Origin of the sequence: Pseudomonas sp. NPDC087615, assembly GCF_044743445.1 — a bacterium.
Lineage (GTDB): Bacteria > Pseudomonadota > Gammaproteobacteria > Pseudomonadales > Pseudomonadaceae > Aquipseudomonas > Aquipseudomonas baetica_A.
The window spans coordinates 1-19,557 of record NZ_JBIUWM010000004.1; the positions used below are offsets into that span (position 1 = coordinate 1).

Annotated in this window: 16 protein-coding genes, 1 tRNA gene and 1 pseudogene; 14 read left to right on the plus strand and 4 right to left on the minus strand. The window is 50.4% G+C overall.

Annotated features, from left to right (window positions below):
* The 4 genes from ACIOU6_RS03520 to ACIOU6_RS03535 all read left to right on the plus strand — a co-directional run.
* Nucleotides 1-417, plus strand: a 417-nt coding sequence (locus ACIOU6_RS03520; RefSeq protein ID WP_401133875.1) for a sigma-70 family RNA polymerase sigma factor, incomplete at its 5' end; no start/stop codon positions are given.
* Between the two features lie 124 nt (nucleotides 418-541).
* Entirely contained in the window at nucleotides 542-4,288 is a 3,747-nt protein-coding gene (locus ACIOU6_RS03525; protein ID WP_401133878.1) for a bifunctional diguanylate cyclase/phosphodiesterase, read from the plus strand.
* Nucleotides 4,289-4,303: 15 nt separating this feature from the next.
* Nucleotides 4,304-4,380 (plus strand) — tRNA-Ile (locus ACIOU6_RS03530).
* A 125-nt stretch (nucleotides 4,381-4,505) separates the two neighbouring features.
* Complete coding sequence (locus ACIOU6_RS03535) at nucleotides 4,506-5,618, plus strand: site-specific integrase (protein WP_401133881.1); 1,113 nt, start codon at nucleotides 4,506-4,508, stop codon at nucleotides 5,616-5,618.
* Here the strand turns inward: ACIOU6_RS03535 and ACIOU6_RS03540 are convergent.
* Nucleotides 5,533-6,516 (minus strand): LuxR family transcriptional regulator, encoded by a 984-nt coding sequence (locus ACIOU6_RS03540; RefSeq protein ID WP_401133883.1) that lies wholly within the window; start codon nucleotides 6,514-6,516, stop codon nucleotides 5,533-5,535. The two genes, ACIOU6_RS03535 and ACIOU6_RS03540, sit on opposite strands and share 86 nt — an antisense overlap.
* Before the next feature lie 89 nt (nucleotides 6,517-6,605).
* On the opposite strand from ACIOU6_RS03540, the gene ACIOU6_RS03545 reads away from it, so the two are divergent.
* The 4 genes from ACIOU6_RS03545 to ACIOU6_RS03560 all read left to right on the plus strand — a co-directional run bounded on the left by ACIOU6_RS03545 (nucleotide 6,606) and on the right by ACIOU6_RS03560 (nucleotide 9,811).
* Nucleotides 6,606-6,839, plus strand: coding sequence for a DNA-binding protein (locus tag ACIOU6_RS03545; RefSeq protein WP_267803913.1), 234 nt, complete (start codon nucleotides 6,606-6,608; stop codon nucleotides 6,837-6,839).
* 3 nt (nucleotides 6,840-6,842) lie between these two features.
* Entirely contained in the window at nucleotides 6,843-7,709 is an 867-nt protein-coding gene (locus ACIOU6_RS03550; RefSeq protein ID WP_401133885.1) for a helicase RepA family protein, read from the plus strand.
* Nucleotides 7,699-8,523, plus strand: coding sequence for a replication protein C, IncQ-type (repC, locus tag ACIOU6_RS03555; protein WP_401133887.1), 825 nt, complete (start codon nucleotides 7,699-7,701; stop codon nucleotides 8,521-8,523). The genes ACIOU6_RS03550 and repC overlap by 11 nt, the downstream gene beginning before the upstream one ends.
* Nucleotides 8,524-9,217: 694 nt before the next feature.
* The gene (locus tag ACIOU6_RS03560; RefSeq protein WP_401133890.1) at nucleotides 9,218-9,811 is read left to right on the plus strand and encodes a hypothetical protein; all 594 of its coding nucleotides are present in this window, start codon (nucleotides 9,218-9,220) and stop codon (nucleotides 9,809-9,811) included.
* A gap of 152 nt (nucleotides 9,812-9,963) precedes the next feature.
* On the opposite strand, the gene ACIOU6_RS03565 is transcribed toward ACIOU6_RS03560, so the two are convergent.
* A complete protein-coding gene (locus tag ACIOU6_RS03565) occupies nucleotides 9,964-10,212 on the minus strand; it encodes a TraK family protein (protein WP_401133892.1) in 249 nt (82 codons plus the stop codon).
* A 338-nt stretch (nucleotides 10,213-10,550) separates the two neighbouring features.
* Here ACIOU6_RS03565 and ACIOU6_RS03570 point away from each other — a divergent pair.
* A pseudogene (locus tag ACIOU6_RS03570) lies at nucleotides 10,551-10,948 on the plus strand (plasmid mobilization protein).
* Complete coding sequence (locus tag ACIOU6_RS03575) at nucleotides 10,935-11,189, plus strand: hypothetical protein (protein WP_401133894.1); 255 nt, start codon at nucleotides 10,935-10,937, stop codon at nucleotides 11,187-11,189. The pseudogene ACIOU6_RS03570 and the gene ACIOU6_RS03575 overlap by 14 nt, the downstream one beginning before the upstream one ends.
* 57 nt (nucleotides 11,190-11,246) lie before the next feature.
* On the opposite strand, the gene ACIOU6_RS03580 is transcribed toward ACIOU6_RS03575, so the two are convergent.
* Together ACIOU6_RS03580 and ACIOU6_RS03585 are read right to left on the minus strand one after the other, a co-directional pair.
* On the minus strand, nucleotides 11,247-11,897 hold the full coding sequence (locus ACIOU6_RS03580; protein ID WP_267803903.1) for a hypothetical protein: 651 nt from the start codon (nucleotides 11,895-11,897) through the stop codon (nucleotides 11,247-11,249).
* Complete coding sequence (locus ACIOU6_RS03585) at nucleotides 11,897-13,957, minus strand: DEAD/DEAH box helicase (RefSeq protein WP_401133896.1); 2,061 nt, start codon at nucleotides 13,955-13,957, stop codon at nucleotides 11,897-11,899. Before ACIOU6_RS03585 ends, ACIOU6_RS03580 begins: the two co-directional genes overlap by 1 nt.
* A gap of 510 nt (nucleotides 13,958-14,467) precedes the next feature.
* Between ACIOU6_RS03585 and ACIOU6_RS03590 the strand changes: the two genes are divergently transcribed.
* The 4 genes from ACIOU6_RS03590 (at nucleotide 14,468) to ACIOU6_RS03605 (ending at nucleotide 19,485) form a co-directional block, all read left to right on the plus strand.
* Nucleotides 14,468-15,559, plus strand: a complete 1,092-nt coding sequence (locus tag ACIOU6_RS03590) for an AAA family ATPase (protein ID WP_401133899.1) — start codon at nucleotides 14,468-14,470, stop codon at nucleotides 15,557-15,559.
* A 2-nt stretch (nucleotides 15,560-15,561) separates the two neighbouring features.
* A complete protein-coding gene (locus ACIOU6_RS03595) occupies nucleotides 15,562-17,781 on the plus strand; it encodes a S8 family serine peptidase (RefSeq protein ID WP_401133902.1) in 2,220 nt (739 codons plus the stop codon).
* Between the two features lie 806 nt (nucleotides 17,782-18,587).
* Nucleotides 18,588-18,896, plus strand: coding sequence for a DUF3077 domain-containing protein (locus tag ACIOU6_RS03600; protein ID WP_401133905.1), 309 nt, complete (start codon nucleotides 18,588-18,590; stop codon nucleotides 18,894-18,896).
* Between the two features lie 127 nt (nucleotides 18,897-19,023).
* A complete protein-coding gene (locus ACIOU6_RS03605) occupies nucleotides 19,024-19,485 on the plus strand; it encodes an Lrp/AsnC family transcriptional regulator (protein ID WP_007966501.1) in 462 nt (153 codons plus the stop codon).
* The last annotated feature ends 72 nt before the right edge of the window (nucleotides 19,486-19,557 follow it).

A 19,557-nucleotide genomic window follows, 5' to 3' on the forward strand; every position in this document is an offset into this window, starting at 1 on the left:
CGCGTACCGACCGCCCAACAGCTGGGTGAACGCATGGAAATGCGTGAGGACATGATGCGCATGGTAATGAAGATCGCTAAAGAGCCGATTTCCATGGAAACCCCGATCGGTGATGACGAAGACTCCCATCTGGGTGACTTCATCGAAGACTCGACCATGCAGTCGCCAATCGATGTCGCCACTGTTGAGAGCCTTAAAGAAGCGACCCGTGACGTACTGTCCGGCCTCACTGCTCGTGAAGCCAAGGTACTGCGCATGCGTTTCGGTATCGACATGAACACCGACCATACGCTTGAAGAAGTCGGCAAACAGTTTGACGTGACCCGTGAGCGGATCCGTCAGATCGAAGCCAAGGCGCTACGCAAGTTGCGCCACCCGACGCGAAGCGAGCATCTGCGCTCCTTCCTCGACGAGTGATACCAGAACCCCCGGCCCAGGCCGGGGGTTTTGTTTATGTGGAAGATTAAAGTCTTCGCCCTCCCTCCCCTGCATACCCCGTCTACACTCGAAACAATCCCCCTTGTGCCATAACGAGAGCGTTATGCCCAGACTGGCGTCCGTGCTTTTTTTGCTGTCACTGATGATCTGGACCGCAACGGCTGCCGCGCTGACTCTGACCGATGAAGAACGTAGCTGGCTGGCGGCTCACCCCGACTTGCACCTGGGTGTGGATGCATCGTGGCCGCCCTTTGAGTTTCGCGATGACCAAGCACGCTATCAGGGCTTGGCGGCTGACTACATCGACGTCATACGCCAGCGTCTGGCGATCAAGCTCACACCTATCGAGCCTTCGAGCTGGACGCAAGTCCTGGAACAGGTCAAAAGCGGCAAGATCGACCTGCTGCCGGGGATCATGTCCACCCCGGAGCGCCAGAACTACCTGTCGTTCACCCGCCCTTACCTCGACTTCCCGATTGTCATCCTGTCCCATGTCGGCGGCGCGCAACCGCGCAAGATAGAAGATCTCTACGGCCTGAAAATCGCCGTAGTGAAAAACTATGCGCCCCACGAATTGCTTCGTATCAACCACCCAGACCTGAATCTTGTCGCCATGCCCAATGTCAGCTCGGCCTTACAGGCACTGGCGACCGATGAGGTCGACGCGGTGGTCGGCGACCTCGCTTCAAGCGTCTGGAGCCTGCGCCAACTCAAGCTCGACGGCTTGTATGTCAGCGGCGAAACCCCGTATCGCTATCAACTGGCGATGGCTGTGCCGCGCGAGAACAAGATGCTGGTAGGGATTCTGGACAAAGTCCTGGCGGACATGACCCCAGCTGAAATCAGCAGCATTCAAGAGCACTGGGTCGGTAACGTCCTCGATCACCGAACGTTCTGGTCCGATTTACTGGTTTACGGCCTTCCCGGTCTGTTATTGCTGGTCATCATTCTGGTCACCGTCATCCGCATCAATCGGCGCCTGAGCTCGGAAATTGCCCGACGCATCAACCTCGAACAGGAACTGCGCAGCAGCGAGTATCACTATCGCGGCCTGGTGGAGAGCCTTTCGGCCATTGCGTGGGAGGCGCGCATAAGCGACTTCACTTACAGCTATGTGTCGCCCCACGCTGAAGATCTGCTCGGTTATCCGCTGGCGCATTGGCTGGTCCCCGGCTTCTGGCGCAACATCATCCATCCGGCGGATCTGACTCGCGCCCAGAGTTTCTGCGATCACGAAGTGCTGGCTGGACGCGATCACAGCCTCGATTACCGGGTGATCACCGCCGACGGTCGCTGCCTGTGGGTGCGCGACATCGTCAGCCTGATCGAACACGGTCACGAACCGGTAATGCGTGGACTGATGATCGACATCAGCGAGACCAAGCGCACCGAAGAAGCCTTGCGGCTCTCGGAGCAGAAATTCGCCTCGGTCTTCCAGCAATGTCCGGACATTCTGGTGATTGCGCGACTATCCGACGGCTGCCTGCTGGAGGTCAACGAAGCCTTCGAGGAGCAGATAGGCCTGAAAGCCGAAGAGGTCATCGGCCAGACAGCCACCAACCTGAACATCTGGGGCATTCCCGGCGTGGGTCCGGGGCTGTTGCAGCGCTTACAGGCCGGCAGCATCCGCAACCTGGAGATGCCCTTCCGGCGCAACAATGGCCAAGTGTTCACCGGCCTGATCTCCGCCGAGCCGTTCGACCTCGACACGACGCCTGCACTGGTGGTGGTGGTGCGCGACATCACTCAGCTCAAGGAAACCCAACAGCAACTGCAAACCTCGGAGGAGAAATTCGCCAAGGCCTTTCACGCCTCACCGGACGGTTTGCTGCTGTCACGCCAGAGCGACGGTTTGCTGCTGGAAGTCAACGAAGGTTTCAGCCGCATCACCGGCTTCAACAGCGCGATGTCGGTGGACCGCTCAGCGCTGGACCTGGGGATCTGGGTCAACCTCAACGAACGCAAGCAGATGCTCGACCTGCTGCATCGCGACGGCTTCGTCCGCGACTTCACCTGCCATATCCGCCGCAGCGACGGACAGATTCGTCTCTGCGAAGTGTCCAGCCGTCCGCTGCCGATCGGCGAAGAAGACTGCATGTTGACCATCGCCCGCGACATCACTGAACGCCACCTGATGCAGGAAAAACTGCAACAGGCTGCGACCGTGTTCGAGAGCACCGCCGAAGGCGTATTGATCACCGACACCCAGCAACACATCAGTGCGGTCAACCGAGCCTTCACCGAGATCACCGGCTATAGCGAAAGCGAAGCACTCGGCCACACCCCTCGCCTGCTCGCCTCGGGCCTGCACGACAGCGCATTTTATGCCGCCATGTGGCATCAATTGACCCACGAAGGTCACTGGCAGGGCGAGATTTCCAACCGGCGCAAGAACGGCGAACTGTATCCGAGCTGGCTGACCATCAGCGCCGTGCGTAACCGCGACAAATTCATCACTCACTTCGTTGCGGTGTTTGCTGACATCTCCAGCCTCAAGCATGCCCAGGCCAAACTCGACTACCAAGCCCACCACGACCCGCTCACCGGCCTACCGAACCGTACGCTGTTCGAAAGCCGCTTGCTGATGGCGCTGAACAACCAGCAGGAAAACGGCAGCCAAGGTGCGGTGCTGTTCCTGGACCTCGACCGCTTCAAACACATCAACGACAGCCTCGGCCACCCCGTCGGTGACCTGCTGCTCAGGGGTATCGCGGTGCGCTTGAAAGAACAAGTGCGCGACATCGACACCGTCGCGCGGCTAGGCGGCGACGAATTCATCATCCTGCTCCCGGGCCTGCAACAGGCTAGCGACGCCGACAATATCGCGACCAAACTGCTCAATTGCTTCGGTGCACCCTTCCAGGCCGGCGAACACGAGTTCTTCATCAGCGCCAGCATCGGCACCAGCCTGTACCCGCGCGACGGTTGCGACGTCGCCACGCTAGTGAAAAACGCCGACGCCGCGATGTATCGCTCCAAAGCCAAAGGCCGCAACCGCGTGGAAAGCTACACCCGCGACCTCACCGCCCAGGCTAGCGAACGCGTGGCGCTGGAACACGAACTGCGCCGGGCCATCGAGCGCGATGAGCTGCATCTGTATTACCAACCCAAAATCAGTCTCGACGACCACAGCCTGGTGGGCGCCGAAGCACTGATCCGCTGGCGTCATCCGACCTTCGGCGACGTGCCGCCCGAGCACTTCATCCCGCTGGCCGAAGAGAACGGCATGATTCTGCAGATCGGCGACTGGGTGCTGGAAACCGCCTGCCGGCAAATGTTTGAGTGGAATCAGCTCTACGAAAGCCTCGGGCCGCTGTCGGTCAACCTCGCCGGCGCGCAATTGCGCCAGCCAAACCTGCTCGGACGCATCGAACAACTGCTCAAGGACAACCGCCTGCAGCCAGGCTTACTGCAACTGGAAATTACCGAAAATTTCATCATGAGTCAGGCCGAAGAGGCGCTGGCCGTCTTGCACCAGCTCAAACACCTCGGTGTACAACTGGCGATCGACGACTTCGGCACCGGCTACTCCTCACTCAGTTACCTCAAACGCCTGCCGCTGGACATCCTCAAAATCGACCAGTCTTTCGTTCGCGGACTGCCCGACGACCCCCACGACGCGGCGATTGTGCGCGCCATCATCGCGCTGGGACGGAGCATGCAATTCACCGTAATCGCCGAAGGTGTGGAAACCCAGGCCCAACAGAAATTCCTCGCCGCCGAAGGGTGCGAACAGATCCAGGGCTACATCGTCAGCCTTCCCCTGCCGCCCGAAGAATTCGCCGCAACGTTTCTGCGTATTGCCGTATCGGATTTTTCGGATAGCACAGCCGAGAAACCATCGCTATAATCCGCGGCCTACTGAGGGCCTATAGCTCAGTTGGTTAGAGCAGAGGACTCATAATCCTTTGGTCCACGGTTCAAGTCCGTGTGGGCCCACCATACTCAAAGCCGCGCATTGCGCGGCTTTCGTGTTTCTGGATGGACCACCGCAGATACAGTCCTATGGTCCAAGGGTACAAATTAGGTACAGTGCTGGTTCGCCAGCCGCCTAGGAGCCCCTTCTCATGGCTACTCTCGTTAAGACACCTTCCGGCACCTGGAAGGCGCTAATTCGCAAATCCGGCTGGCCTACCGTCGCCAAAACCTTCCGTACAAAGCGTGATGCGGAGGATTGGTCTCGACGTACCGAAGACGAAATGGTCCGAGGTGTGTACATCCAGCGCAGCGGCTCCGAACGCATGACGCTAGAAGCAGCCCTTAAGCGATACCTGAGCGACATAACCCCCACCAAAAAGCCCACGACCCAACGCGGCGAGATCAACAAAGCCAAGAAGCTCATCGAGCACCTAGGCAAATATTCCCTCGCCGCCCTCTCCGCCGAAATCATCGCTGGCTACCGCGACAAGCGCCTGAGCGAGCCGGGCCGTGATGGAAATATCAGCAACAATACCGTTCGCCTCGAACTGGCCCTATTGAGTCACCTGTACACCGTGGCCATTCAGGAATGGGGTTTAGGGCTGACGTTCAACCCTGTGTTGAATATTCGCAAACCAAGTCCCGGTGAAGGTAGAGACCGCCGCCTTTCACCAGACGAAGAACGGCGCTTGCTCACGGCCGTAAATGCGCATAGCAATCCGATGCTAGGGTGGATTGTTCGCATTGCACTAGAGACAGGCATGCGCTCGTCTGAGATCTCATCCCTACGTCGCCCCCAAGTCGATCTGGCAAAGCGTGTCATACGCCTCTCAGACACGAAGAACGATGCCTCGCGCACCGTACCTCTAAGCAAACGCGCAACAGAAGCGTTCCAAGCCGCAATGAACAATCCGGTGCGCCCAATCGATTGCAATTTGGTGTTCTTTGGCGAACCAGGAAAGGACGGGAAACGCCGACCGTATGCTTTCACCAAAATTTGGGGTCAGCTGAAGAACAAGCTCGCCCTACCTGACTTTAGATTTCATGACCTACGCCATGAGGCGGTGAGCCGACTCGTAGAGGGTGGCCTCAGCGATCAGCAGGTGGCGGCCATCAGCGGACACAAATCGATGCAGATGCTCCGCCGCTACACTCATTTACGTGCCGAAGACTTGGTCAATGAGCTGGATATTCTGGCGCGAAATCGAGACGAAAAACAGAAGGTATCGAAGCCAGAGCCTTCGATACAGCCTGACGGCTAATCCCCATAGCTTGGGCGATTTCGCTTTGGTTGTAGCCAGAGGCTCGCAGCATGAGCATTTGCTTTTTGCTGTCCGTCAAACGAGTGTCCGCTATTAGTCGCGCCTGGTCTCGCAACTCCGCCTCATCTGCCGGCTGCAAAGCCTGACGAGCAACATGCGTATGGATGAATAGGTCAGCCATGGCATTGCCCGATTCAGCGGAAACATTACTCAATCTAGCGCTCTGCCGAGTCAAGCGCGACAGCTCGATCTCAAACTGTTCTTGAGACCGCTTCGCGCGACGATATGAGGAGTTCCAAGCTCCACCGGGATGACGGGGCCGATGCTCGGCACAAAAGCGGCTGCTTAGACGCAGGGCCAAGCTAAAGTCCGGATCATCTTCGGATGGCCATATGTTTGCACTAATGAAATTTGAGAACTCTGTGGGCTGACCGCAGAACTTGCAGCACCCCTGCTCGCGCTGTGCATTGAGAGTCGCTCCACCTTCCAAACACGCCGAACGTACCGGACGCTTATTTCCACAGGCCCAAACCACTTCAATCAGCGTTTCTAACGTAGCAATTATGCCGTCAATACCGCTGAAATTTTGACCCTCCGTAGCTACAAGTTGTCGGAGCAGCAATCGCTGCGATTTGACCACGATACTGAACCCATGGCGCCGCACTAATTGGCTGATACCTATTGAGTTCGCTGCTCCAGGAATAAATTTCGAGAAGACACAGCTTTGCTGGCATAGCTGCGCGATTGCAGGATCAATCATCTGCGACATCAACTTGAGGATCGGGTAACGCCGAGAAGAACTGGAATAAGGCTTCCAGCGTTCCTCAAGATCCCGAATTGAGGTCACAAGAGTGTCTGAGCAATCCGGCCATATCGCAATTTTTGGTGTGCTTTTCATGTCAACCATATTGGCCAATTATTAGAATGTACACAAGGCTGTCTCTCCATAAGATCCGCTTAAATCCGATCCGCAACGGAGTTAAACGAATGACTATCGAAGACAACCTGCTACAACGCTTTGGCCCACTGTTAAGCCTCGTCCAACTGGCTACGATTCTTGATCGTTCGCCTGATGGGCTCCGAATCAGTTTGCGCAGTCGCACACCCTGGACCACTCATATCAATCGCGCACGCTTGAAAATTGGCAGACGCGTGTACTTCCGAACTTCACAGATCGCAGAAGCGCTTAGCGCTGACTCCCTTGATTGCCTGGAGGGCTGAGGGGTGAACATCGATCTCTTGGCCGCATTCGAAACACCTCCGCCCATGCTGGACTTTATCTGGCCAGGATTTCTCGCAGGAACAGTAGGTGCCCTGATTGCACCTGGTGCCACTGGCAAAAGCTACTGGGCACTTGAGGCTGCAATGGGCGTTGCGTGCAGTGTGGCAGGAGGGGATATCCTAGATTTATGTCCGTCAAAGGCAGGCAAAGTCCTCTACATCGCTGGTGAAGATCCGGCTCCCGCCCTGATTCGTCGGGTTCATGCCATTGGCCAGCATCTAGACCAACCGGCTCGCAAATCGATTGCTGACGAACTTACCCTTAGCACTGTCATGGGCGAGCCGTTCAATGTGATGGAGACATCCCACTATCGAGCGCTTATAGAACAAGCACTGGGCTATCGTCTTATAGTTTTGGATACTTTGAGCCGTATCCACCAGCTCGATGAGAACAGCAACAGCGATATGTCGCAGTTGATCTCACGTCTAGAGCAGGTGGCTGCTACCACAGGGGCATCAGTCTTATTCCTTCATCATGTAAGCAAGGGTAGCGCTCGCGAGGGCCTCGCAGATCAACAACAGGCGGCTCGTGGCGCCTCATCACTGATCGATAATGCGCGATGGTGTGGCTACGTGGCCGGCATGACAGAAGAAGAATCTAAGCGGCTGACGGAACGCCCCTACGATAGAGTCCCCATTGGCACAAAGCGTCGTTTCACCTTTGTCCGCTTTGGCGTGAGCAAGCAAAACTATGATCCTACTGATTTGGAGCGGTGGTACTGCCGTCAGAGCGGCGGCGTTCTGATGCCGGTGTCACTAATTGACGCTGATACCTCCAAGAACGGGAGACGACTTCGTGATGAAGCCTGAAATCAAGTTTGCCCTCCACGATCCTGCCCACTGCTTAGCTCCAGGTTTGTTCCGAAGCCTTCAGAGAGGTGAGCGACGAGCTCGAAAGCTAGATCTGCGATATCAGCACGGTGACAGGCTCTTTCACTTCAGAGGGCCAGAACCTCTAGGAGCAGATGACCTTCGAGTTCTCCAAGGACTGGTCGCGATGGCGGGGCCAAGAGGCAAAACCATAGGGGCGGCTCCTAAAACAGAATATGGCCAGCAATTGCGTACCTTATTAGCGCTCCGACACGATGCCGAGGATGAAGAGGCGCTGTTAGTCAAAACTAGCTATGGCGCTTTGGCCCGAGTTATAGGGTATTTGGACGACGATGGCCGAGGAATTCGGAAATGTGTGCAACGGCTTTGGACGGTTACTATCTGGGTGGAATTAAATGGGAAAGGAAGGGGGTTCCAACTGCTTTCAAGCCTTGCCAGTGATGATGTCGGTGAAAAGCTTCAGGTTGCTCTGAACCCACACATTACTAAGGCAATACTCGGCCATTCACAGCATGTGCGAATCTGCATGGAGGAAGTGAGGTTACTGAAGGGCGACATTGCCAGACTCCTTCACCAACGGCTTTGTGGTTGGATCAATCCAGGCCCATCTAGAAAGGTTGGTTTGCACACGCTGTGTGAATACGCATGGCCAGAACCTGCGACACCAAGCACTTTGAAAAAGCGCCGATATAGAGCCCGTGGCGCAGTTGCTGAGCTCCGACTGATAGGCTGGACGGTAGAGGAATGTGGTCGAGAGTACTTCAACATCAAAAGACCAAATATCCCCGCGTAACTGTCCACCTACCCCCGCTTAACGGTCTACCTTCTCCCGTTTAACGGTCCACCTCTGGGATGCTAGAGGCTCCGTCTTACGGGGGTTCCAGCATGATTCAAGAAAACGACCCAGAATTATCCAAAAGATAATCCACCGTGCGGTAGTCATTAAGCTGACAACCGTCTGCTGTCAACGAGCGCGGCCGCGCAACTGGACACCAAAAAATGCGACAAAGAAACAGACTGCGAACATGATCCCCGCAATGACTCCAACGCCCTTCTTTTTTGGTGTCCAACCAACCTAGCATGGTGCGACCCGATATTGAGATGTGTCATCGGTGGACAGCACTCACCATCCACCAGATAAATCTTGGAAACCAACGTGTGATTTACCAGTAGAGCATCGCTGCAAACACAACCGATGAGATCAAAACGCCATTAAATAGTATAACCTGAACGCCGAGGGTTCCCGACGACCCCTCGTCCAACACTTTGCCTTTAACATGGACGGCTTCCCCAAATTAAAACCTTGGAAACGCCCAATCACTGACCAAAATCAGATAAAGAAAATGAAATTTATAATAATACTAATAATAGTTGTGTCGACACTTTGGCAGCTCAGCTTCAGTAGCGAATCCTGGTGGGAATTTATAATTCTAGGAGGCTTATCATGCTCTTGGCCTGTAGCAACTATTTACTGCTACGATTTCATAATGACCATAAGCGGCAAAAACTCAAAATACATGCAAGAATTTTACAACGAACTCAAACGAGACTTACTTTTTAGCTTCATAGGTGCCATTGTTTTTTTTGGCATCGCATTTACTGCGCCGATCAAATACAGCCTTTCCAACATAGACATTGCGTTTGCAGGCTTTCCCTTTCTTCTCTACAGCCTGGCTGACATTATGCAGTTGAGAAAACTAAAAATAGTAGGGGTGAAATTCTCGAAAAAACTTGTCTGGGCTTTATCGACAATTCTCACAATAGTGGGAGTTATATACATACACTTCGCATTTGAAATATATTCAGGAAAATTTTCTGACTCTAAGTCTCTATGGGTTCAACTAACTTTACTTCTTACTGCATTTTGTTCGCTAATCGGTGCACACCAAATGGTCTTCATCATCAAAAAACAAAGGATGGAGATCTCACCGGTGCTTATGAATTTATTTTCCGGCATGCGAGCGAGTCCTGGAATTTACAAAGAATCAGAAAAAGCCGCTAAGACTTGGAACGAAACAGTCACGCAAAAAAGGGTAGAGCTTCGTCAAAGCCAACAGCGTAAAAAAAAGAAAAAACGCTGATCCATAGTTTCCTCGAATGACGTTGTCGTCTACAAAATTTGGCAAATCACGACTAGCACTCTATTCCTGCCTCGCTTGACACCGTGTATGCAAATGGTCTGTCCATCACCGCATCAGGTGTCGAGCCATATCCCGTTTGCTCACAGTCGCTCTCATTGATGTCGCTTCCTGTTTGGCTCAAATACTGGTCTGCCCTCCTTGATGTATCGGGTCACGTATTTAGTGAATTGAGTATAACCAAGATCTAGGCGCTCCTCGAAATGCTCATATATCTGTACCAAAGGGCGACCACTATCCACTTGGTGTTTGATCTCTTCCATGATAGCTACGAACGATACCCGGCCGTCCCCCCGCATGACAGATTTTTTCGCTTCAACAAAAATACCCTGATCTTTCATCATTGACCTTCGGCTTTCTGGATAATGGTAATCAGTATAGCGAGCAAAAGAAAAATAGCGCAATTATGTGCGACAGGCATTCCAGACAAATACCGTCAACGCGACTCAAGTTATATTTGTGCAATTCAACGAAAATTAGTGCGATCAATAACATCTGATTAACTGTTTTTTCAAACTCGCATAGAATTGCACTTATAGTGACGGCAAGATGTGTGTTGTACGGGTACGGGCTTCGCCCTCCCCCTCCCAACACCTTGCCTTACTCGCCTTCGGCTCGACGGAATCTTGCTCTGCGAGGCTGACCGCCGCTACCGTGTTTGTAAAAGCATGAGAGGAAACGCATGGAGACGGAGCACAAACATACACCACGCCGAAATCTGCCCCCCATCAAGGTCTGTCTGTCCGCCGAGGAAAGGGTGGCGATCGAAAATGGCGCCCAGCAGGCGAATATGTCGTTGTCTGCATACCTTATGGAGCTGGAATGAACAAACCAATTCGGTCGGTGGTTGACCTGGTCGCCGTCGCCGATTTAGCTAAAGTTAAAGGCGACCTCGGACGGGTTGCTGGGCTGTTGAAACTTTGGCTAGCAGAGAAACGTGGCATCGGAGCGCCGTCAGTCGACATTGAAATTATGATGATCGATTTTAAAAAACTACAGGTAGAGATACTCTCGATTATGTCGCGGATATTACACAACAGAAAGATTAAAATTAACGGAATAAAAAATGAAAGATATTAACCATGACACATACCTCGTCCATTCTTTCATAGCAGACCCAGACTACCTGCTGTCTTTATACGCGCAACTTCTACAGGATGGAGAAGCGGCCGAAATAAATCTTTTAGACGAAAAACTTGATGTCTTTCTTACATCCTACCCAGCGCTACGAAAAAAACTGAAAGAAACAAAACCAGACAGGAGCTCGCCCAATGGATTAGCAAAACTCAGAATACTTCAAATTAAAGCAAAAGAGCATTGAATCAATAAGGCCGACGCAAATTGCATCGGCTATTAACTTATAAAAATCTTGATCGCCCTACTGCCCCATAATTCGACATCTGGTGCGTGGATCTAAGATATCAAGAAGATGATCATGCCCTATCTTACCCGAAAGTCCGACTTTGAAGGTACAGGAAGGCGAGTAAAATATATCTAGATGATCAAGTGGATGGGTTACCGCATCATAATTATCTGGGTCATTATCATAACGCAAATAACCCTCTTCGAGCATCATGAGCCGCTTGACAACCTTCCAGACATCATCAGAGACGACTTGCACGCCCTCAACGTCTGATACTGTGAAACATGAAATAACGCTATCCGCAAATGAATAAATATCTTTATCTTCATCTCCCAATCCGTCAACGACCGCAGTACATGCTCTAGACAGCATATAACTATCTATTGGAATACCACTCATCTCGAATGAGTGAGGCAACGTCGCATCTGCGCTGCGACGTATTGAAAAAGGAAAAAACACAGAGAACATTTTTTGTTCGGAAACAAAGAAGATCCTCTGAAATTTCCCAATAGCAATCACTACATCGAAATCGTCTGGGTTTTCTACAGAGAACGTAAGCTCTGCAATTGCATCGGCAATTCGAACTATTAACTCACTTTTGGTGCGACAAGGGACAAATATTCTATCTCGAAGAAATTTAGACATTTTATAGCGGTATAAATCCATTATCCCCGCTCCACAAACTGCCGATTAGTTAGTAGAAAATTACGCAAGCCAGCGCGAAACTCTTCAATATCTTGAACTGTGTAGAGTTCTTCGTACTGAAGGCTACTCGCCATTGAGATTAGCTTACTCCTAGCACCTTCACTTACAACACCCAACTCCTCGAGCACCTCAATAAAAGTATCCATGTAAGAGAGCTTCCGCGCATTTCGCATGATCCGCGTTCGAATACGCTCTTTTTCTTCGGCAGTTGGCTCTTGAGCTACGATGATATCGTGCTGCCGAATGGTTTCTATACCTGGACAAATTTGATTCAGAACGGCCCTGTTTCTTGCTTCATTAACGACCAAATAGCTTTTCAGGAACGATCTTGTCAAAACCATATAAAGAGAATTACGCAAATTCAAACTAGTGGTGTTTATATCCGAAACACATATAACAAATGGAAACTCTAAACCTTTCACGTGATTCTTGTTACTTATAAATAGAGATCCCGCTACTGGGGTTTTAGTCTCATATGCCTTATTAAGCTGCCAATTCCAACGCTCATATATTTCTCGTTGAAGTCTATCCGCCAAGAGAGCAACGGCTTTCCCATTATTAAGAACGACAACTCCAATATCATCAGGGCGCACGCTAGGATTTTGCTCGACAATTTCGCCAAGAATTTCCATGATATTTTTCAAGGCGCCCTGCGGTGACTCCATAACTATCTGAAGACTATCACTATTTTCTACATCTTCGAATCGGCGAAGTGGCTTTCTGCTGAAACTATAAGAATGGATCCCTGGCGTCTGCGTTTTTTGCTTATGATAAATATATCCGCAATGAGTCCACTCTTCATCATCAAGCCACTGGAGCTTATTCTGCTCGAACAGCCCCATCCCGATAGCATGCGCAGCCATTAAAGTTCTAGGATCAGTACGATAACATTTACTAAGCAGGTAGTCGCTGCCAACGGCCTGCCCGATAGCAGTATCAAAAATACTCTGAAATATATCTCCTGCAATATAAAGATGCTTTGCTGCCGCCAACTCACACAACTTGAAAAAATTCTCTCCAAAGTCTTGACTTTCATCAATCAAAATATAGCTAAGCAAAGGGGGGACGCGGCCCTCATCTCCATATTTTTTTAGTATGTAAGGCAAGGTCCTACGAGCCGCCTCCTCTAAACTAGTCACCTGCTGAAAGTTGTAAAACGGAACGTCATACTTCGAACAAATGTAGGCATACATCCCTGAGCTAGCGGCGCCTTCCGAGCCCCAAGCATGCGTGCACCACAGTCTTTTTTGCCACTCAATTTGCTCATCCACTTTCATAAAATTAAAGAAGGCTGGAATTCTTGAGCGCAAACTACTTGCTAAAATCTTACTATTACACGTAAAGAAAATAGTCTCGCCCGGGTCCTTCACATAAATCTCTTTCAACTTATGAAGAAGAAGCTCCGTTTTGCCAGTACCAGAAAGCCCTTGAATTCTGATGATTTTCTTATCTGGCTTGCTATAAATAAATCTGGTCTGATCCCGGTCAAACAACATTATTTTTTGCTTGACCTTTTCCAGATTGCTTACAGGTATATCTGCCTTGACCTTTTCAATATCGTTAATGCTGCCTGTCAGCAAAGAAATCAGAAGATCGGATTTCTTGATATCTTGTGGATCGGTTAAAACGTATTGATCTACTATGTCCATCAGCAGCGCTTCAGTTAGATCAGAGGCATCAACCTGTACGACCTCCACTAAGTCGCGCCACGCTGAGCTCCTACCCATAATTTTGTTATATTTAAATTTTTTCGTGAAAGCTATCAAATCCTCCACAAACTCCTGTTGAAGTTCTCCTGCAAGTGCGGAGTCTCCGGAGAAATCAAATATCAAAATTTTCTTTTTTGGGGACAAATACACCAAATAATTGTCATGGGCGTATTCCTCACCGTCTTCTGAAAGCGGCTTTTGTATAATGTATGTTTGCTGCTCTCTAGCCTCAGCCATACTGCAAAATACGTCTAGAACTTGGGTGTCTATTCCATCATTCTCAATTTTGCAAAAAAAATAGGGTGATTCCATGGCTCGTAAGCTCCTACCGGTTCCGTTAGCAGAATGATGCCCCAGCCGAGGCCGAACCGCTATTCCCCTCCGTGCTAACGCCGCACCGTTGCTGAGAACCAGCCTTTGGCAACCTGCCTATGAGTAGGAGAATGCTCGGCATCGAGGAATAGGGGCGGTATTAGGAACAAACCGGGGCATGATCAAATGAGCGGATCTCGCCTGCTAGGGGCTTGAGTGTTTTGTGGATCAAAACCCCTTGCATAAGAACGCCGGAGAGTCAGCGATTCGTGATGGAAGACATCATTCATCCCAACAGCGAAACCGTCTAGATTAGGTAGATCCTGATGAAAGGCCTCTATCTGAGGCCTACTGCGACGAACGCAACGTGGGAAAAGCCCAAGGCTACACGGTGAAGCCGAAGCCTCCACTGGTCTGACAAAGGAGAGAATTTGTTAACATAATCGCTCTAGAGATTGACATGCCATGCGATAAATTAGACATTTCACAAAATTATTCAACGGCAAGGCCATGTCCACCACGATATCCATCCCATCACAAGAAGTCCTTGACCTGATAGAGGCGTCTCTAAACGCTGACTATACAGAGGTCAGGCAAATCTCAAGCAGAATTGCTGCAAGCTCTACGTCCGCTCACCCCGAAATCAGTAAAAAAATTAAGTTGGCAATAAGACGAAAGGGCGTCCCACTTCGCGCTTCGGGTTATTCTGAAAGCCTACCCACAGATCCTAAGTCTCGAAGCGCTTTGGTGGAGGAGCAGCCATGCCCTATATCACCAGTCTTTTTGAATGAATCGCTAAAGAAAACCTTTGATACATTTGTTGCGAGCGTAAAGAATTACGAGCTCTTACAAAAGAACGGGCTCTCAGGAAAAATGAACCTCCTAATGTCCGGACCACCAGGAACAGGCAAGACATTAGTTGCAGGCCATATCGCATCTACGCTTGGTATGCCGCTTTACGTGGTAAGACTTGATTCCTTAATATCTTCTTTATTAGGAGACACAGCGAAAAATATTAGGAGCGTATTTGATTTCGTACCAACGCGTAACGGAATTATATTCCTTGATGAGTTTGATGCAATTGGCAAATTGAGGAATGACACTCATGAGCTCGGCGAGCTTAAAAGGGTAGTCAACACTCTAATTCAAGCGATAGATTCGCTAGACGACAAAGCAATTGTGATCGCAGCGACTAACCATTCAGAGCTATTAGATCGAGCAATATGGAGAAGATTTCCTTATAGGATGCATTTTGAAATCCCAGACTTTGATCTTCGGACGCATCTCTGGAATCACTTCTTATTTCAAGACAAAGGAGAAAGCACGACTGTATCAGCATTAGCAAAAATTTCCTCAAACATGAGCGGTGCTGATATTGAATCACTAGCGCTGTCTGCGAGACGCGCTGCAATTATCGAACATAAAGAAGTCGACGTACCCGAAATTGCATCTGAAATTTTGCTCGTGGAAAACAGCGAGTGTCGTAACGACAAAAAAAGTTTTTGCCGTTTATTATCCAAAAACTTGAAGTTAACGCAGATCGAAATACTCTCAATCGTAAAAATTAGTCGCCAGACTCTTTCAACTTATCTAAAGGATTAGCCATGGCCCCTCGCCCGGTAAAGAACCCCGTATTGCGGCTACTTAAAAGCCCTACACCGAAAACAGTCTCGGGCGGAGGTAAAAATCAAAAAGGAATAAAATTAAATTCGCTGGAAAATAAGCGCAGGGCGCTATCTGCCAAGGTAGCCAAGATTGATAAGTCTGACTTATCTCGAATAACTTTTTCGGGCATGACACATATCATCGCGAAAATGGATGATGACTCGTTGTCTCCAAGCTGGACTCCTACAGATGTATTTGACTCTCGGGCAGGTTGCCGCATCGTTGCGCCTGCTTATAAAGGATTTCTGATTGAGGTAAATAGAGAAAGCTTATCTGAGCTGTCTCGCCACTTAAAGAGCTCCAAGAAAACCAATGACATGGTTGATATATCGCGCATATCGAGCATTGATCCTTTTGACGAGAGTGAAACCCTTCGCGGCCTAAACATTCAAAATCAGTGGGATGAACTACCCGAAGATGGAAACTCAAAGGTAATCAACGTTTGGCTCAAGCCTTTCAAAAACCTCAACGCACGTAAAGAGCTCGCAGCAAAGCTCGAAGAAGTATTATCTGATATAGATTGCAACCTAGGCCATCCGGAATTCGATTTTAGTTCTGACAATTCAAATCGAGATAAGCTCCCAGATGCCGCAAAAGAAGCATTGGATATTTATCTTGAGGCGGGCAACTCCGTGCTCTCTTTAAATATTTTTACAAAACATGACCTTGAAAGATTAGTGGCCTCCGGCACGGTCTACCGTATCGATCCCGCTCCCACCTTAAGATCCGCAGATAAGCCCGGAACAGGAAGGGAGCCATCCCCATCAGTGATCTCAACGACATCGCCAACCGTTGTGATTGTCGATGGCGGTATCAACGCAAGAAGTTATTTGCCTCTCCAAAAGCACTCTTTAGCCCCGCTTGTGGGGGATCTTGATGCAAACCTTAGTCACGGAAACAAAGTTGTCTCGCTAGTCTGTCACGCACACGCATGGAATGCTGACAGACCGCTACCAGCACTTGACTGTACCTTTATTTCAGCACAAGCAATTTGCAAAGATAGCGCACTTAAAACTCCGAATCACCGACAACTTCTTGCATACCTAGACCATGTCGCACAGGAAACCGCCCCTTACTCTAAAGTCTGGAACCTGTCTTTCAATCTCATGGCTTCTGCAGCAAAAAAAGAAGAGGTAAGTTATTTAGGGCACGAACTAAGCAAAATTGCTAGAAAATATAATATTTTACCAGTGATTTCTGCTGGCAACATTGGTCACAACCCTAAGCACGGTCTGATATGTGCACCGGCCGATTGTGAGGCCGCTCTTACCATAAGCGGAAGAAGTTACGATTTCATAAAAATGGCCCCTGGCGATGCGTGCAGTATAAGCTTAAAAGGCCCTGCCCCAGCAGGAATGAAAAAACCAGACCTATCTTGGTTTTCCGAACTGCGCATGATCGGTGGAGGAGTAGATATTGGAACAAGCTTCAGCACTCCTTTGGTGTCTTCTCTTGCAGCACATACATTCGCCAACATAAAAGAGGCTTCTCCTGATTTAGTCAAGGCGTTACTAATCAACAAAAGTGAACTCGACGCCCATAGCGACTCTATTGGCTGGGGCACTCCTTGGGAGGAAGACAATCTACCATGGTTTTGCAAATCTGGTGATGTAACCATGGCCTGGACAGCTACATTGCAACCCGGCTATAACTATTACTGGAATAACATACCCATCCCTCCAGAGTTGATTAAAGATGGGAAATTTGTAGGATCGGTTGCACTGACCGCTGTTTTGAAACCTTTAGTTTCTGAGTCGGTAGGGGAAAATTATTTTTCTTCGCGATTACAGACTTCGCTACAAGCCACCTCCGCGTCAGGCAACACTATAAGTCTTGCTGGGAGTATGAGGGAGGATAAAGAAAAAGAAGTTTTTGCACGATCTGATTTAGCTAAATGGAGCCCAGTACGCAATCACTATAAAGAGCACCGAGGAACTGGGATTTCCGGAGGAAATATGCGCCTTAATGCACGGATATTCACACGCGATCTTTACCAATTTGATATACAACACCACTCTGAGCTTCCACCGCAAGAAGTTGCCTTCGTCCTAACTTTACGCGCGTCCGATGCGGCTGACACTCTTTACGACTCTACTGTTCAAAGCATGCGAACCGAGTTAGAAAGCGCAGTCCTAAATCAGGACATCGTCGTCAGCTGAATTTATATTAATAGCTCGGTTTTACCGAGCTATTTTTAGCGCGCAAAAATCCGTTTACCCAGTTATTTACACTTCGATTAAATACACAGCCGTAAATATTTTCACCAAGCTTCAATATTCATGGCACTCAATTCGAGTTTACGAAAGACCTAGATTTGAGAAATGATTGCTCCATTCTCAACAAACGATGCCAGCTCAGCGTACAGCCCAGACACGCTACAAAAACAGTACAATCACGGTACACTCACCAGCTTGAGCAACCTTCTGATAACTACGCTCAACTCCACATAGCACGGGGCCTCCAGTTATGCCAACCTACGTTCACCTACGAACGATTTCTCTAGGCATATCAGATCGCCCAGCAACTCATAATCCTTTGGTCCACGGTTCAAGTCCGTGTGGGCCCACCACTTTGAAAGCCGCGCTAAATGCGCGGCTTTTTCTTGGGCGATGGTTTGGTCTTTACGAGTGCAATGTTCGGAAGACTTCACCGAGGGCTGTAGGCAAGTTCCGAAGCTGTGGTTTGAGGCGGTTTGGCGTCTGTTGGGCTTTTCTTTGACGGGATACTCTCAAGGCGTCGCTGCTCATCAGCGGCCGGGCTTGGAAACCCGGTTAAATTAATGACAACAACGCTCTGCCTTCGTGATCGCAAAGATTTTTAGTCTGCGATCCAGATTTATGACGGCTGCGCGCGGGACGTCTTCGGACGTGCCGGTTTCCTAATTTTCCGGTTTCCAACCTGCGCGCAGCTGTCACCCATTCGCATGGAAACGAATGTGGTGCCTCTTCAAATTAGGAGTATCACCATGACTGAAAAAGACTCGTCCACGCCTTCAGACCTGAAAACCATCGGCCTTACCCCCTTCACCTACTGCTCCAATCAACCTCTTTTCCACGTCAGCGCCGGCGTCCCGATCGGCGTTGCTCTGTCTCAAGCTTCCGACCTGCTGTTTCTCGTCAAAGCCTTCGCTGAAGACGCCGCTTACGACAAAAAAACCGACCGCTATGCCTGGGGCGCTCATTTTCTGGCGGCGATGAGCAAAGCGGTGATTGATGATGTGGTGAAGGTCATCAACCATCAACGCTTCGCGACACGCAACCAAACGCAGGTTTAGCACGACCTTCCTCGATTCGCGCCCCGGTGAATCGAGGCGTTGATGCTAAACACGCTGATATCCATATCCAACCCGCGGAGCCTGTAACATGCGCAGGCCAACCAACCAGCGCCCCATGGAGCCCCCCTTGCCCGACACCCGCCCACCCGCGCTTGATGAAATCGACCGCCAGTTGATCGCCGCTCTGCAAATCAACGCCCGCGAAAGCGTCGCCATGCTCGCCCGGCAGTTGGGCATTGCGCGCACCACCGTGACTTCAAGGCTGGCACGCCTGGAAAAGGCCAAAGTGATCACCGGTTATGGTGTGCGTTTGGGGCAACGCGTAGTCGATGGCGGGTTGCAGGCGTATGTCGGGATCAAGGTGCAGCCGCGCTCCGGCAAAGAGGTGTTGCGCCGGTTGAGTGCGATGGCGCAGGTGCAGCAGTTGTGTGCGGTGAGCGGCGAATTTGATTATGTGGCGTGGTTGCGCACGGATTCGCCGGAGCAACTGGATCAACTGCTGGATCAGATTGGCAGTGTGGATGGGGTTGAGAAGACCACCACGTCGATCATCTTGAGTAGCAAGATTGATCGGGGACAGCCGGTTTAATCGCGGGTGGCTGAGAGAGCCTCATCGCCAGCAGGCTGGCTCCCACAGTGCGGTGTGTAGCACTGGCTCGTC

Bases quoted from the DNA above. Each gene is read 5' to 3' on its own strand.
- ACIOU6_RS03535 (WP_401133881.1), top strand. From the start codon at position 4,506: ATGGCTACTCTCGTTAAGACACCTTCCGGCACCTGGAAGGCGCTAATT.
- ACIOU6_RS03585 (WP_401133896.1), bottom strand. From the start codon at position 13,957: ATGGAATCACCCTATTTTTTTTGCAAAATTGAGAATGATGGAATAGAC.
- ACIOU6_RS03525 (WP_401133878.1), top strand. From the start codon at position 542: ATGCCCAGACTGGCGTCCGTGCTTTTTTTGCTGTCACTGATGATCTGG.
- ACIOU6_RS03560 (WP_401133890.1), top strand. From the start codon at position 9,218: ATGACCATAAGCGGCAAAAACTCAAAATACATGCAAGAATTTTACAAC.
- ACIOU6_RS03565 (WP_401133892.1), bottom strand. From the start codon at position 10,212: ATGATGAAAGATCAGGGTATTTTTGTTGAAGCGAAAAAATCTGTCATG.
- ACIOU6_RS03540 (WP_401133883.1), bottom strand. From the start codon at position 6,516: ATGAAAAGCACACCAAAAATTGCGATATGGCCGGATTGCTCAGACACT.
- ACIOU6_RS03600 (WP_401133905.1), top strand. From the start codon at position 18,588: ATGACTGAAAAAGACTCGTCCACGCCTTCAGACCTGAAAACCATCGGC.
- ACIOU6_RS03580 (WP_267803903.1), bottom strand. From the start codon at position 11,897: ATGGATTTATACCGCTATAAAATGTCTAAATTTCTTCGAGATAGAATA.
- ACIOU6_RS03545 (WP_267803913.1), top strand. From the start codon at position 6,606: ATGACTATCGAAGACAACCTGCTACAACGCTTTGGCCCACTGTTAAGC.
- ACIOU6_RS03595 (WP_401133902.1), top strand. From the start codon at position 15,562: ATGGCCCCTCGCCCGGTAAAGAACCCCGTATTGCGGCTACTTAAAAGC.
- repC (WP_401133887.1), top strand. From the start codon at position 7,699: ATGAAGCCTGAAATCAAGTTTGCCCTCCACGATCCTGCCCACTGCTTA.
- ACIOU6_RS03575 (WP_401133894.1), top strand. From the start codon at position 10,935: ATGAAAGATATTAACCATGACACATACCTCGTCCATTCTTTCATAGCA.
- ACIOU6_RS03590 (WP_401133899.1), top strand. From the start codon at position 14,468: ATGTCCACCACGATATCCATCCCATCACAAGAAGTCCTTGACCTGATA.